This is a genomic window from Mesorhizobium sp. M2A.F.Ca.ET.042.01.1.1 (assembly GCF_003997405.1).
Classification (GTDB): Bacteria; Pseudomonadota; Alphaproteobacteria; order Rhizobiales; family Rhizobiaceae; genus Mesorhizobium.
Genome location: NZ_RZRX01000195.1, coordinates 1 through 12,667 on the forward strand (window position 1 = coordinate 1; position 12,667 = coordinate 12,667).

The 12,667-nt window shown below is 64.8% G+C and carries 15 protein-coding genes; 4 read left to right on the forward strand and 11 right to left on the reverse strand.

Annotation, left to right across the window (positions count from 1 at the left end; translation table 11 throughout):
* On the reverse strand, positions 1-342 hold a 342-nt coding region (locus EOA23_RS24680; protein WP_145966474.1), incomplete at its 3' end, for a class I SAM-dependent methyltransferase.
* Between the two features lie 83 nt (positions 343-425).
* Between EOA23_RS24680 and EOA23_RS24685 the strand changes: the two genes are divergently transcribed.
* On the forward strand, positions 426-1,379 hold the full coding sequence (locus EOA23_RS24685; RefSeq protein ID WP_127306072.1) for a LysR family transcriptional regulator: 954 nt from the start codon (positions 426-428) through the stop codon (positions 1,377-1,379).
* Positions 1,380-1,397: 18 nt separating this feature from the next.
* On the opposite strand, the gene EOA23_RS24690 is transcribed toward EOA23_RS24685, so the two are convergent.
* Positions 1,398-2,546: a DJ-1/PfpI family protein gene (locus tag EOA23_RS24690; RefSeq protein ID WP_127306073.1), complete on the reverse strand. Its 1,149-nt coding sequence runs from the start codon at positions 2,544-2,546 to the stop codon at positions 1,398-1,400.
* Positions 2,547-2,640: 94 nt separating this feature from the next.
* Here EOA23_RS24690 and EOA23_RS24695 point away from each other — a divergent pair, with 94 nt between their 5' ends.
* Entirely contained in the window at positions 2,641-3,573 is a 933-nt protein-coding gene (locus tag EOA23_RS24695; RefSeq protein WP_189341693.1) for a GlxA family transcriptional regulator, read from the forward strand.
* An 11-nt stretch (positions 3,574-3,584) separates the two neighbouring features.
* On the opposite strand, the gene EOA23_RS24700 is transcribed toward EOA23_RS24695, so the two are convergent.
* Positions 3,585-4,433, reverse strand: coding sequence for a helix-turn-helix transcriptional regulator (locus tag EOA23_RS24700; RefSeq protein ID WP_127306075.1), 849 nt, complete (start codon positions 4,431-4,433; stop codon positions 3,585-3,587).
* A 99-nt stretch (positions 4,434-4,532) separates the two neighbouring features.
* Between EOA23_RS24700 and EOA23_RS24705 the strand changes: the two genes are divergently transcribed.
* Positions 4,533-5,435 (forward strand): SDR family oxidoreductase, encoded by a 903-nt coding sequence (locus tag EOA23_RS24705; RefSeq protein WP_127306076.1) that lies wholly within the window; start codon positions 4,533-4,535, stop codon positions 5,433-5,435.
* Positions 5,436-5,482: 47 nt separating this feature from the next.
* Here the strand turns inward: EOA23_RS24705 and EOA23_RS24710 are convergent, their stop codons facing one another.
* The 8 genes from EOA23_RS24710 to EOA23_RS24745 form a co-directional block, all read right to left on the reverse strand.
* Positions 5,483-6,190, reverse strand: coding sequence for a GntR family transcriptional regulator (locus tag EOA23_RS24710; RefSeq protein ID WP_127306077.1), 708 nt, complete (start codon positions 6,188-6,190; stop codon positions 5,483-5,485).
* Positions 6,191-6,306: 116 nt separating this feature from the next.
* Positions 6,307-7,035 carry an aspartate/glutamate racemase family protein gene (locus EOA23_RS24715; protein WP_127306078.1) on the reverse strand — a complete coding sequence of 243 codons (729 nt, stop codon included), beginning with the start codon at positions 7,033-7,035 and terminating at the stop codon, positions 6,307-6,309.
* An 11-nt stretch (positions 7,036-7,046) separates the two neighbouring features.
* Complete coding sequence (locus EOA23_RS24720) at positions 7,047-7,769, reverse strand: ABC transporter ATP-binding protein (RefSeq protein WP_127306079.1); 723 nt, start codon at positions 7,767-7,769, stop codon at positions 7,047-7,049.
* A complete protein-coding gene (locus EOA23_RS24725; RefSeq protein WP_126062391.1) occupies positions 7,766-8,545 on the reverse strand; it encodes an ABC transporter ATP-binding protein in 780 nt (259 codons plus the stop codon). The genes EOA23_RS24720 and EOA23_RS24725 overlap by 4 nt, the downstream gene beginning before the upstream one ends.
* Positions 8,546-8,548: 3 nt before the next feature.
* Positions 8,549-9,529 (reverse strand): branched-chain amino acid ABC transporter permease, encoded by a 981-nt coding sequence (locus EOA23_RS24730; protein ID WP_127306080.1) that lies wholly within the window; start codon positions 9,527-9,529, stop codon positions 8,549-8,551.
* Between the two features lie 7 nt (positions 9,530-9,536).
* Positions 9,537-10,403, reverse strand: a complete 867-nt coding sequence (locus EOA23_RS24735; protein WP_127306081.1) for a branched-chain amino acid ABC transporter permease — start codon at positions 10,401-10,403, stop codon at positions 9,537-9,539.
* An 82-nt stretch (positions 10,404-10,485) separates the two neighbouring features.
* Complete coding sequence (locus EOA23_RS24740) at positions 10,486-11,688, reverse strand: ABC transporter substrate-binding protein (RefSeq protein WP_126062394.1); 1,203 nt, start codon at positions 11,686-11,688, stop codon at positions 10,486-10,488.
* A 158-nt stretch (positions 11,689-11,846) separates the two neighbouring features.
* A complete protein-coding gene (locus EOA23_RS24745; protein WP_348628580.1) occupies positions 11,847-12,164 on the reverse strand; it encodes a hypothetical protein in 318 nt (105 codons plus the stop codon).
* Between the two features lie 177 nt (positions 12,165-12,341).
* Here EOA23_RS24745 and EOA23_RS24750 point away from each other — a divergent pair.
* Positions 12,342-12,667: aromatic amino acid lyase (locus EOA23_RS24750; protein ID WP_189341692.1), on the forward strand; the 326-nt coding region annotated here is incomplete at its 3' end.

Consider the following 12,667-nt stretch of genomic DNA (forward strand, 5'->3'; position numbering starts at 1 on the left):
GTCCTGCCCGGTTCGCTGCGTCAGATAGCGCGCGGGCTCGACGAAGGGCTCGCTGAGATCGACGCCGGTTACCTCGCAGCCATGGGTCGCCGCCAGGAAGCGGGCGGGACCGCCGACGCCCGACCCGACGTCGAGCACCGACATGTCGGCGGTGATGACCGCCAGATTAGCGAGCTCGGCCGTCGCGGCGAGCCCGCGGGTGTGGAACTGGTCTAGCGTCGCGAGTTGTTCAGGCCGCAGCCGCTGTTCCTCAGACCCCAACGCCGCCAGCGCGGTCTTCAATCGATCGGTCAGGCCGGTCGCGCGGTAGTGATCGCGCACGCGATCGAGTTCGTCGGTCATTGCCACTTCCCTTCAGGCTTCCAAGTCAGCAACAGATACGACCGCTTTCTGCCGGCAACTATCCGCGATAATGTCGATGGGTCATGAAGCAGAATTTCACAGTCAGGCATGGCGCGCTCGACGGCGTCGAAGCCTTCTTGAGTGTCGCGAAACATCGCAATTTCCGCAAGGCGGCGGCCGAGCTTGCGGTCACCCCGTCAGCGATCAGCCAGGCGATACGCACGCTGGAGGGGCGCATCGGCGCCGCGCTCTTCATCCGCACGACGCGTAGCGTGGGTCTCACCGAAGCCGGCGAGCGCTTCTTCGCCCGCGCCCGGCCGGCCTTCGAGGAGCTGATCGCCGCGAGCGAGATCGCGCGCGGCATGGGGCAGCGGCCGGCCGGGCTGTTGCGTCTCTCGGTACCGCCGGCCGTGGTGCCGGTGCTGCTGGAGCCGATGATCGCCTCCTTCTGCCAGGCCTATCCCGAGATCGAGCTGGAGATCGTCGCCAGCGGCGAGCTGGCCGATCTTGCCGCCGAAGGATTCGATGCCGGCATCCGCATGGGCGACCTGATCGCGCCCGACATGGTCGCGGTTCGCCTGACGCCGTCCTTCCCGATGGTGGTCGTCGGCAGTCCCGATTATCTGCGCCGGCGCGCGGCACCCGAGCGCATCGAGGATCTGCGCGACCATGCCTGCCTGCGCCTACGCCGCTCCAACGGTTCGGTCGCGCCCTGGTCCTTCGTCGACGGCAACAAGGCCTTCGAAGCGATCGTCTCCGGACCGCTGATCGCGCATGACTATCCGTCGTTGCTCGGCGCGGCGATCCAGGGTGTGGGGCTGGCGCAGGTGCCGAGCCCGCTCGCCGAAGCGCCGATCGCCGACGGGCGCCTGCAGGCGCTGCTCGGTCGCTTCGCGGTGACCACACCGGGGGTTTTTCTCTATTACCCGGAACGGCACCAGGTGCTGCCGAAGTTACGCGCTTTCATCGACCACATAAGGCAGCCGGGCGGCGCCGAGGCTCCCGCTAAGCGATCGGGCAGGCAGCGGCAAAGCTGACGCTTCAAATCCGACAGTTTACTGGGCCGGCTGTGTCCGCGGATATTCGAGTTGCATGGCGACGAAATCGGTGGTGCGCGCTCCGTAGCGCGCCGTGATATCCTCGAGCGTCCGGTCCAGCGCTTTTGCCGGCGGCGTGTCCGACATGGCTGAAACCTTCCGATCTACCGGCCAATCGCTCGCAACCTGATCGGGCAGGATGCGGATGCCGGCGCGGCTGACGACAGCGCCATCCTTCGCGGCAAAGGTGACGACGCGGGAGCGAAAGGTCCGCGACCAAGCGTCAGCCGCCAGCGCCAGCGACACCTCGTCCATGCCCGGCGTCAGCGGAATGCCGAGCTGCTCATGATTGAAGAAGGCGAGCGTGTTGCCGATCGCCGTCAGCGCGAAAGGCCGCGTGAATCTGAAGGCGCCGCTGTCGTGGCGTGCATCCCAATGGACGAGGCCGAGATCGCGGGCGACGGCCTCGGCCTTGTCGCGGCCGGCAATCGCCTCGATCAGGGTCAGCATCATCGGCATCGACGCGGTGATGCCGGTGGTGGTCGCAACATTCCGGTCGACGACGTAGCGGCGGTCGGCGACGTAGCGGATCGTCGGGTGCTTTTGTCGCAGTTCCTTTAGCGAATACCAATGCGTCGTGGCGCGCTTGCCGTCCAGCAATCCGCTGGCGCCAACCACCGTTGCGCCGACGCAGACGCCGATCACCATGGCGCCCTTGGCCGACTGGGCCCTGATCCATTTCAACACGTCCGGATCGTCGTCGCGCATCATGGCGGGAACGATGACGTAGTCGGCTCCTTCCGGATGCTGGGCATCGAACGCCGCGATCGTCGCATCGGGTTCGACGCGCAAGGCCGGGTGCAGTTGAACGGGCCCCGGCTGGGTCGAGAGCGCCACGACATCGGCGACGTCGGCGCGGCGCAGGATGCCGTATGGCATCAGATAGTCGGTGGTCTCGGTGCCATCATTGGCGCCGATGATCGCGATCAGCGGGCGCGGCCGTTTTGGCTTGAGCGCCGCGAGCGTGGCGTCGGCCTCCTTGGCGTCGATTGCCGGCTGCACCGCGGCCAGCGATGCCGAGGGCAGCGACAGCAGCCAGGCGGCACCGGCCGTAACGAAAATCAGGAGGATGCCCAGGGCGCTCCACAACACGATACGCAGGCTCATGGCTAAATCCTTCCAACCCCAACGCTTGACCGGCAGGCTAGCTCCGATAGGTTTTGGCCGAAATGACATATATCGGGCAAAACCTGCCATGCGCATGATTGGCATCATCATCCATCCAGGCTTCCAGTTGCTGGACGTGGCCGGGCCCGCAGCAGCCTTCGAGCTGGCCGAGCACTATCAGCCCGGCAGCTACAGGCTCAGTATGCTGGCGCCGGGCGGTGGCGAGGTCGAAAGCTCGTCCGGCATGCGGCTGGCGGCCCGGCCCCTGTCCGACGCCGAGCCGCTCGACACGGCCATCATTTCCGGCGGTGAGATCATCCGCTCGATGGCCGCGGCCCAGGAGATCGTCGCCTGGCTGCGGCGTGCAAAGCTGCGCCGGACGGCAAGCGTGTGCACCGGCGCCTACCTGCTGGCGGAGGCAGGCCTGCTCGACGGGCGGTCCGCCACCACGCATTGGTGGAGCACCGACGACTTCGCCCACCGCTATCCGAAGGTGAAGCTCGACGCGGAGCGCATCTTCATCCAGGACGGCAGCATGTGGACGTCGGCCGGGATCTCTGCCGGCATCGACCTGGCGCTGGCGCTGATCGAGGACGATCTCGGCCCCGCGATCGCGCGTCGCACCGCGCAGCAGCTCGTCGTCCACCAGCGCCGTCCAGGCGGTCAGTCGCAATTTTCCGGCCTCGTGGAATTCGGCGGACGCTCGGGTCGCTTCGTCGAACTGATCGAATGGATGCGCGACAGACTCGCCGAGACGCTGACCGTCGAGCGCCTCGCCGATCAGGCCGCGATGAGCCCGAGGAACTTCGCTCGCGCCTTCACTGCGGAGACCGGCACGACACCGGCCAAGGCGGTGGAGCGGCTGCGCCTAGAAACCGCGCGCATGGCGGTCGAGACCAGCAATGCGCCGCTCGACCGCATCGCCGAGGACAGTGGCTTCGGCGACGCCGGGCGCATGCGCCGCGCTTTCATGAGGAGCTTTGGCCAACCGCCGCAAGCGTTGAGACGCGCGGCGATGAGGGCCTGAGGAACACGCCATCAGCCAGAGCGGGACTCAATCAGTGACCGGATGCGTTCCGCATCCGCCTGCGTCGCGGGGTTGTAGACGATCATGCCGAGCTCAGGCCGGCCGTCAACGGCAAAGACCGAGAACTCCAGCTCGATCAGCCCGATCTCGGGATGCCGCAGGCGCTTCACGCCTTCGCCGTGGGGCGGAACGATGTCATTGTCGCGCCACAGCGCCTCGAATTCCGGACTGATCCGGCAAAGCTCTTCGACGAGCTGGGTGATTTCCGCGCCTGCGCCGGCCCTGGTGGCATCCGCCCTGAAGGACCCGACCACGAAACGCGCGACGTTCTGCCAATCATCCTGCGCGTCGCGCACGCGCGGATTGCCGAACATCAGGCGCAGGATGTTGCGGTGCTCGCGCGGCAGCTTGGAATAGTCGGTCAGCATCGCTGCCGCGGCCCGGTTCCAGGCCACCACATCCCATGTCGCGGTCTTGATGATCGCCGGACTGGGGTCCAAGGCATCGAGGACGCGCTGCAGGCGCGGCGTGACGCTGTCGACGTTCCTGTAACGGACCTCCGGTGGCCGGCCGAGCCCCAGCATGAACAGGTGCTCGCGTTCGGGCTCGGTCAGCATCAGCCCGGTGGCGATGCGGTTCAGCACATCGGCGGACGGCGCGCCGCCCCGCCCCTGCTCCAGCCAGGTGTACCAGGTCGGGGAGATATTGGCGCGCTGCGCCACCTCTTCGCGCCGCAGCCCCTGGGTGCGCCGGCGCCCCGTGGCGAATCCGAAGGCGGCCGGATCGAGGCGCATGCGGCGATCGCGAAGAAAGGTGCCCAGCTTGTTGGTCGTCTCTTTTTTGGCAATCTCTTGGGGCATCGCCATCCTGTTGGCAATTATACCATGATAAAGTCACTACTTTAACAGAATGAGTTGTAGCGCAAATAAGGCCTCCGAACAACCACAGGAGACCCTCCCATGCGTGTATTCCTTACCGGCGCGACCGGTTTCATCGGTTCGAGAATCGTGCCTGAGCTTCTCGCCGCCGGCCATCAGGTGCTTGGCCTGACCCGCTCCGAAGCCGGCGCGCGGTCGCTTGTCGCCGCCGGCGCCGAGCCGCATCGCGGCGACCTCGAAGACCTCGACAGCCTGCGCGACGGCGCGGCGAAATCGGATGCGGTGATCCACACCGCCTTCGACCACGATTTCTCGAACTTCGTCGCGAATTGCGAGAAGGACAAGCGTGTGATCGAAGCACTGGGCGGCGCGCTGGCCGGGTCGGACCGGCTGCTCATCATCACGTCGGGTGTCGGCATGGGCTCCGCCGAACACGGACAGCCGGCGAGAGAAGACGTCTTCAACACCGACCATCCCAATCCGCGTATCTTGTCGGAACTCACCGGCGCGGCGATGGCCGAGAAGGGCGTCAAGGTGTCGGTGGTGCGCTTGCCGCAGGTGCATGACACGGTGAAGCAGGGCCTGATCACACCGCTGATCGCCCAGACACGCGCCAAGGGCGTGTCGGCCTATCTCGGCGAAGGCGGCAACCGGTGGTCGGCGGCGCATGTGCTGGATGTCGCGAAGCTCTATCGTCTGGCGCTGGACAAGCAGGAAACCGGCGTGCGCTACAACGCCGTTGCCGAGGAAGGCATTCCGGTGCGCGAGATCGCGGAAGTGATCGGCGCCGGGCTGAACGTCCCTGTGGTCTCGCTGTCGCAGGACGAGGCTGCGGACCATTTCGGGTGGCTCGCTATGTTCGCCGGCCTCGACCTGCCGGCGTCGAGCGAATGGACGCGCGCGCATCTCGGCTGGCAGCCGACCGGACCCGGCCTCATCGCCGACCTTAAGCAGATGGACTATTCGCAAGCCGCCGCGGCCTAACGGACTCCCGGGCGGTTCGGCAGCCCGATCGAACCGCCTCCTCTCGCCTAAGCGCGCAGCAGATCTGCCAGGCTGTCGGATTTTTCCACCTTGTCGGTCAGGTCGAGACCGGAGAGCAGGTCGACCAGATGGCTGTTCATCAGGGCGGCTGCGTCGGCGCTGTTGCCGGCTTCGATCGCGTCGACCAGCGCGTGATGGGCGTGCTTCTCGCAGGTCGCGTCGCGGCGCTTCCAGTAAAGCGCGATGATCAGCGAGGAATGCGAGACGAGGTCGCGCACGAAATTGGTGAAAACCGAATGCGCGGCGATCTCGGCGATGCCAACATGGAAGCGCGCCGACAGCATGATGGCGTCGCTGTCGCGACCGTCATGCAGCGCCTCATGCTCCTTTTCGAGATGGTGACGCAATTGCACGATGTCCGACGGCACCGCCGCTTTGGCGGCTAGCGCCGCCACCTTGGGCTCTATCAGCGCCCTCGCCTCGAATACCTCGCGCGCCTCCATCTTCGATGGCTGGGCGACAAAGGCGCCGCGATTGGGCTCGAGCCGCGCCAGCCGGTCATGTGCCAGCGCCTGCAAGGCGGCTCGAACGACGGTGCGGCTCACCGAATAGATCGAGGCCAGCTCGTCTTCCGGCAGCTTGGTGCCCGGCGCGAGACGGTGGCTGACGATGGCGTCCCTCAGCCCGTAATAGATCGGCGACCAGCGCGCCGCCGGCTTATCATCGCGATCTTCTTCCCTGAGTACCGTCAACATGCTCTTCAACGCGCAGGCGCAGCCCGCCTGATTTGCCTCCATTGGTAGAGGTCGGTTCAATCTAATATGGCTTGCGCGGTGGTCAATCCCGCGCAGCCGGACTTAAACGACGCGTCTCAGCCGGCCGGCGACAGCGGTGCGAACATGCCGGCAAACCGCTTCCCGCGCGGCGCGGCATAGCCGCCGATCTTCGATGTCTTCAAGCCGACCTTGAACAGGCTCTCGGCCAACGTGACGGCGCAGACCACACCGTCCAGCACCGGAACCCCGTGCTCCTCGGACAGGCTGCGCGCGAGGTCGGCCATGCCGGCGCAGCCGAGCACGATCGCTTCGGCATGGTCCTCGCTGATGGCGCGCGCGATCTCCTGCGATATCCGATGTCTTGCATTCGAGCCCGGGCGTTCGAGCTCGAGCACAGCGACGTCCGACGAGCGCACCTTGGCGCAGCGCGAGGCGAGGCCGTATTTCGCCAGATTGTGCTCGATCGCGGGAACCGAGCGGGCAAGCGTGGTGACGACGCTGAACTTGCCGGCGACAAGGCTCGCCATATGGAACGCCGCCTCGCCGATACCGATCACCGGAGCCTCCGTCGCGCAGCGCGCGGCATCGAGGCCGGTGTCGTCGAAGCAGGCGATGACATAGGCATCGGCAGGCGCCTTGCCCATCTCGGCGATGATGCCCGGAATGGCGAAAACCTCGTCGAAATAACCCTCGATGCTCGGCGGGCCGTCGGCCGGATTGACGGCGACGATCTCCGTCGCGCCGGAGGCGACGCTCGCCGCCGCCTCGCCGATCTTGGCGGTCATCGATTGCGTGGTGTTGGGATTGATGACGAGTATGCGCATTCCGATCAGCCTCAGATCTCGCCGCCGAGATAAAGACGCTTCACCCGGTCGTCGGTCAGCAGTTCGGCGGAGTTGCCGCTCAGCGCGACGCTGCCGGTGGTCAGCGCGTAGGCGCGCTGCGAGATGCGCAGCGCCATGCGCGAGTTCTGCTCGACCAGGAGCACGCTGACCTTCTCGTCGCGATTGATGGCGACGATCGAGCGGGCGATGTCCTGGACGAGCTTTGGCGCGACGCCGAGCGACGGCTCGTCGAGCAGCAGCAGTTTCGGCTTCGCCATCAGCGCGCGGCCGATGACCAGCATCTGCTGCTCGCCACCGCTCATCGTGCCGGCGGCCTGCGAGAAGCGCTCCTTGAGCCGCGGAAAACGGCCCAGCACCATCTCCATCGATGCGGCGATCTCGGCCTTGTTGGTGCGTGTGAAGGCGCCCATCAGGAGATTGTCCCTGACCGACATATAGGGGAAGACGCGGCGCCCTTCCGGCACCATGGCGATGCCCATCTTGACGATCTCGTCGGGGGCGGCGGCGTCGATGCGCTTGCCGCCGTAATGGATCTCTCCGGATCGGATCTTGCGCAGTCCGGTGATGGCGCGAAGGATCGACGACTTGCCGGCGCCGTTGGCGCCGATCAGCGCGACGGTCTCGCCCTCGTTGACTTCCAGAGAGACGCCCTTCAGCGCGTAGACGTGATCGTAATAGAGCTCGACATTGGCGAAGTTCAGGATCCGGTTCATAGGCCGATCGCCTCGTCTTCGCTGCCGAGATAGGCTTCGATCACCTTGTCGTTGGCCTGGATTTCCGACGGCGTTCCCTCGGCGATCTTCTGCCCGAAATTGAGCACCACGAGCCGGTCCGAAATCTTCATCACGGCCGGCATGTCATGCTCGACCAGCAGGATGGTCAGGCCGCGCTCGCGCAGGCGCCGCACCATCTCGACCATGCGCATGGTCTCGTCATGGTTCATGCCGGCGAAGGGTTCGTCGAGCAGCAGGATGGAAGGATTGGTGGCGAGACCGATGGCGATGCCCAGCGCGCGCAAATGGCCATGCGGCAGGTTGCGGGCAATCTCATAAGCGAGCGAGGAGAGGCCGAGCAGCGCCAGAATCTCATCGGCCGATTGGCCGAAGGCCGCTTCGTCGGCTTTTGCCGTGCCGGTGCCGAGGAAGAAGCCGAACAGGCTCGCCTTGGAGCGCAGATGGTGCGCGATGATGACGTTGTCGCGCACGCTCATGTTCTTGAAGATGGTGGTCTCCTGGAAGGTGCGCACCACGCCCCTGCGGGCAGCAATGTGCGGCGCGAGACCGGAGATGCGTTCGCCCTTCAGGCGCACCTCGCCGGTCGTCGGGCGCAGGAAGGATGAGATCAGCTTGAACAAGGTCGACTTGCCGGCGCCGTTCGGCCCGATCACCGACAGGATCTCCTTCTCGCGCACCGAGAAGGAGACGTTGTTGACCGCGACCAGGCCGCCGAAGCGTTTGGTGATACCGGAGACCTCGAGCATTTCGGCCATGGCTCAACCCTTCTTCCGGGTCGTTTCGGCAAGGCTGAGCAGGCCGTTGGGCAGCACCAGCATCAGCACGATCATCAGGCCGGAATAGATGAGCAGCTGGAACTGGCCGGTCTGGAACAGAAGATCCCAGCCGAAATAGAGCACCAGCGTGCCGAGCATCGGACCGAAGACATAGCCGAGGCCGCCGAGGAAACAGTTCAGCATGAAGTTGACGGAATCGGTGACGGTGAAGCTCGACGGATAGATCGACTGCGAGATGGCGGCGAAGATGGCGCCGGAAACACCGCCGAAAAAGGACGAGACGGCATAGGCGATGACGCGCAGATAGGCGATGTTGACGCCGATCGAGGAGGCGAGCTCCTCGTTCTGCTGCAGCGACTGGCACAGCTTGCCAATGCGCGAGTTGACCAGCCGGTACATGATGGCGAAGCACACCACCATGAGCGTGACCGCCAGCAGATAGAAGGCGAGCCGCGAATTCTGCAGGGTGGCGAAATCGGGGATCAGCGTGATGCCGAAGACCGACAGCGCGCCGGGCAGCGGGATGCTGACGATGCCCTTGGCGCCGTTGGTGATCGGCAGCGCCAACGCGAGCAGCCGCGCCACCTCGGTCAGCACCAGTGTGACCATGGCGAAGTAGACGCCGCGCAGGCGCAGGATCGGCAGGCCGATCAGCACGCTTGCGGCGGCGCAGAACAGGCCTGCGGCTGGCAGCGTCAGCCAGAATGACCAGCCATGGTTCATCACCAGTATGGCCGAGACATAGCCGCCCATCAGCGCATAGGCGCCCTGGCCGATATTGATGCGTCCGATGTAGAAGGTGAGCCAGACGCCGGCGCTGGCGATGCTGAGCAGCGCCACCGAGGTCAGCGTGTAATAGAGGTCGAAGCGGCCGCTCGACGAGATCGCGACCGGCACGGCGATGAAGACGATCGCCAGGAAAGTGACGACCGCGGCGATCCTGGTGTTGCGATCGGGGGTCATGGCGCGATCAACCCCAGGGCTTGCCCATCAGCCCGTTGGGGCGGACCGACAGGAACACCATCAGGGCGGCGAAGATGACGAGATAGGTGACGTCGCCATATTCACGCAGCACGGTGAGGCCGACCGACTCCATCATGCCGAGAATGAACCCACCGGCGATCGCGCCGCCGACGACGCCGGCGCCGCCGATCATCACCATCAGGAAGGCCTTGATCGAGATCGGCCCGCCGATGCCTGAATTGACGCCGGTGATGGTGACCAGCAGCCCGCCAACGACGCCCGCCAGCATGGCGCCCATGGCGAAGCCGATCATCGAATAGCGGTCGACGCGGACGCCCATAAGCTGGGCGGCGACACGGTCCTGTGCAAGCGCCCGCATGGCGCGGCCGACCCGGCTGTACTGCATGTAAAACACGAAGGCGGCGATGAAGACGATCGCCAGCGCACCGACGACGATGCGGTCGTAAGGCATGATGATGCCGACATCGTTGAACACGCCCTTGACGATCTTGGGAACGCCGCGCTGCTTCTCGCCGAACAGAAGCAGGATAACAGCGTCGAAGAAGAAGGCGGTCGCGGCGGCGAGCAGCATGGTGCTTTCCTCGCGATGGCTGCGCCGGATGACGGTGCGGAAGAGGAATTTCTCCATCAGCGCGCCGATGATGGCGAGCGTCACGCCCGAGGCGAGCAGCGCCACCACGAAAGGCAAGCCGAGCTGGCCGTAGACGGTGTAGGTGATGAATCCGCCCAGCACATACATCTGGCCGTGCGCGAAATTGAGCACGTTCATCAGGGCGAAGATCAGGGTCAGCCCCAGCGCGATCAGCGCGTATTGGGCACCGAGATACAATCCGTTGGCGATGACCTGTTCCATGGATACCTTCGATCTTCCGCGGGATCCGGCCTGTCGACCGGACCCCCATGGCAAGCTTGAGGAAATACGCTCGAAGGTTACGCTAGTCGACGGAGCCGACGAACAGGGTCTGGAATGCGCCGTCCTTGTATTCGTTGACCACCATCGGCACCGAGAGCTGGCGCTTCTGGCCGAAGGACGTCGCGCCGACATAGCTGAGCTTCGCGTCGCCCTTCAGGAAGGGATTGGGCGCGGTGAAGCTGTCCATGGTCTTCTTGAATTCGGCAACGTCGTTGATCGCGGCCGGATTGGCCTTCAGCGTGTCGAGGATGTATTCCAGCGCATAGACCTTGGTGTTGGACTCGTCGTTGTATTCGCCGAACATCTTGGTGTAGCGGGTGACGAATTCCTTCATCTCGTCCGAAGCGATCTCCGGTGTCGAGGCGCCGCCGACGGAGATGAAGCCGTTGGCATATTCGCCGGCGCCCTCTTCCAGAACCTTGGCGTCCTGCGCGGTTTCGGTCGAGATCAGGCCTTCATAGCCGAGCTCGCGGGCGGCGCGGATGAGCAGCGGCGCATTGGCGGGCGCAACGCCCGACAGGACGAGCAGGTCGGGCTTCAAGGCGACGATCGGCGTCAGCACCGGGGTGAAGTCGCGCGTGTCGTTCTGGTAGGTGTCGTTCTGGGCGACGACTTCCAGCCCGAGCGCCTTTGCCGCCTCGACACCGCTGTCGCGCTGGCTGAGCGGGTCGGATTCATTGGCCGCAACAAAGGCGATCTTCTTCACGCCCTTGTTTTCCTTGAGATATTTATAGATCGCCGGACCCGACTGGTAATTGGCGATCATGCCCAGCACGGCGTTGGAGGCCGGCTTCTGGTAGAGCGCCTTGGGGAAGGCGTAGGGGAAATAGATGATGCCGTTGGCCTCGGCGACGGGGCGCACTGCGGCGGCGCCGTCATCCACGTTCGGGCCGACGACATAGTGGATGCCTTCTTGCGCCATTTTCTCCATGCCGGCGATGGCGCGCTTGGGGTCCTTCTGGTCGTCGAAGGTGACGATGTTGATGTTGTAGGTGTCGTTGCCGATCTTGACGCCGCCGGTCTCGTTGAGCCAGGCGGCGCGCGTCTGCATCGAGCGCACGTTCGAGGTGCCCCAGGCGGCGGCCGGGCCGCTGGTGACGCCGACAAAGCCGATTTTCAGTTCCTTGTTTTCAGCCTGCGCATACGAGATGCCGACAGCGGCAATGGCCAGGGTCGAGACGGCGCCGAGCGCCATGGATTTCAGAGTCGAGCGACGGTTGATCATATTGGCAGTTCCCCTTGGTTATCGCGCTTTGTGTTTTGCTCATAGGCTGCGCGGATAGCGTTAAGGGAAACCGCCTAGGGCGGATTGTCAACATCTTTCTTATGTATTGTATACAATGTTTCGCGAGAATGTGTGCACCCGTCAGTATGAGTCGAAGGCTACTTCCCGCAATGATGGTCGTTGATCTTGTTGGTCGCGTTCGCGTCCGGCCTAACGCGGTCGTAGGAGCAAGCGCCAGCGGCGGTGGTGAACAGCTGCTGGTCGTAGTAACGCGGCCCGCCGAAGAGCTGATAGAGAAGATCGTCGCTGGCCGGAACATAGCGCTCGCGCTCGACCGGCTGATAATGGCGATGATGGTGCTTTTCGCCCGCAACCGCTTGGGCGGACACGGTCGCGGCCGTGGCCAGCACGAGCGCAAAGAGGGTCAGGTACTTCATCATCGACGGCAACCTTCTGGCAATTTGGATCCGCAGCATATCCAAAATCACCAGTCGCGCAAAAGTTTCCCGTACGGGGCATTTGTCGCCGCCGCACCGCCGGTTGAAGAAAGATAACGGCAATCGTAACGGCGGATTTTCGACAATGGCCGGGTGCGATGCCGGATATCCTCCATTCGTTCGGCCTTCATTTCCGGAGGCCCAAGGAATAGCCCGATGACAGCCAGAGTGATCGTCCTCGACGCCAAGCCGCTCGGCACGGAAGATGTCGCGGAAATCGCGCGGCGCAACGCCCGGCTCGTGCTCGGCGAGGAAGCCATGCGCCGCATCCGCGCAAGCAGGGCGCTGATCGAACATCTCACCCAACTCGGCAAGCCGCTCTACGGCGTCACCACCGGGCTCGGCGCCTGTGTCGACACGCCGTTGGCGCAGGCGGACCTGATCGCCTTCCAGCACAGCGTGCCGCTCAGCCATTCGATGGGCGCCGGCCCATCGCTGCCGACCGAGGCGGTGCGGGCGCTGATGGTCGCGCGCATCTGCGG

What these genes read in the sequence shown, in the direction of transcription:
- EOA23_RS24740 (WP_126062394.1), bottom strand. Translation starts at nt 11,688, where the DNA reads ATGATCAACCGTCGCTCGACTCTGAAATCCATGGCGCTCGGCGCCGTC.
- EOA23_RS24725 (WP_126062391.1), bottom strand. Translation starts at nt 8,545, where the DNA reads ATGGCCGAAATGCTCGAGGTCTCCGGTATCACCAAACGCTTCGGCGGC.
- EOA23_RS24730 (WP_127306080.1), bottom strand. Translation starts at nt 9,529, where the DNA reads ATGACCCCCGATCGCAACACCAGGATCGCCGCGGTCGTCACTTTCCTG.
- EOA23_RS24720 (WP_127306079.1), bottom strand. Translation starts at nt 7,769, where the DNA reads ATGAACCGGATCCTGAACTTCGCCAATGTCGAGCTCTATTACGATCAC.
- EOA23_RS24745 (WP_348628580.1), bottom strand. Translation starts at nt 12,164, where the DNA reads ATGCTGCGGATCCAAATTGCCAGAAGGTTGCCGTCGATGATGAAGTAC.
- EOA23_RS24710 (WP_127306077.1), bottom strand. Translation starts at nt 6,190, where the DNA reads ATGTTGACGGTACTCAGGGAAGAAGATCGCGATGATAAGCCGGCGGCG.
- EOA23_RS24695 (WP_189341693.1), top strand. Translation starts at nt 2,641, where the DNA reads ATGATTGGCATCATCATCCATCCAGGCTTCCAGTTGCTGGACGTGGCC.
- EOA23_RS24705 (WP_127306076.1), top strand. Translation starts at nt 4,533, where the DNA reads ATGCGTGTATTCCTTACCGGCGCGACCGGTTTCATCGGTTCGAGAATC.
- EOA23_RS24700 (WP_127306075.1), bottom strand. Translation starts at nt 4,433, where the DNA reads ATGCCCCAAGAGATTGCCAAAAAAGAGACGACCAACAAGCTGGGCACC.
- EOA23_RS24685 (WP_127306072.1), top strand. Translation starts at nt 426, where the DNA reads ATGAAGCAGAATTTCACAGTCAGGCATGGCGCGCTCGACGGCGTCGAA.
- EOA23_RS24690 (WP_127306073.1), bottom strand. Translation starts at nt 2,546, where the DNA reads ATGAGCCTGCGTATCGTGTTGTGGAGCGCCCTGGGCATCCTCCTGATT.
- EOA23_RS24715 (WP_127306078.1), bottom strand. Translation starts at nt 7,035, where the DNA reads ATGCGCATACTCGTCATCAATCCCAACACCACGCAATCGATGACCGCC.
- EOA23_RS24735 (WP_127306081.1), bottom strand. Translation starts at nt 10,403, where the DNA reads ATGGAACAGGTCATCGCCAACGGATTGTATCTCGGTGCCCAATACGCG.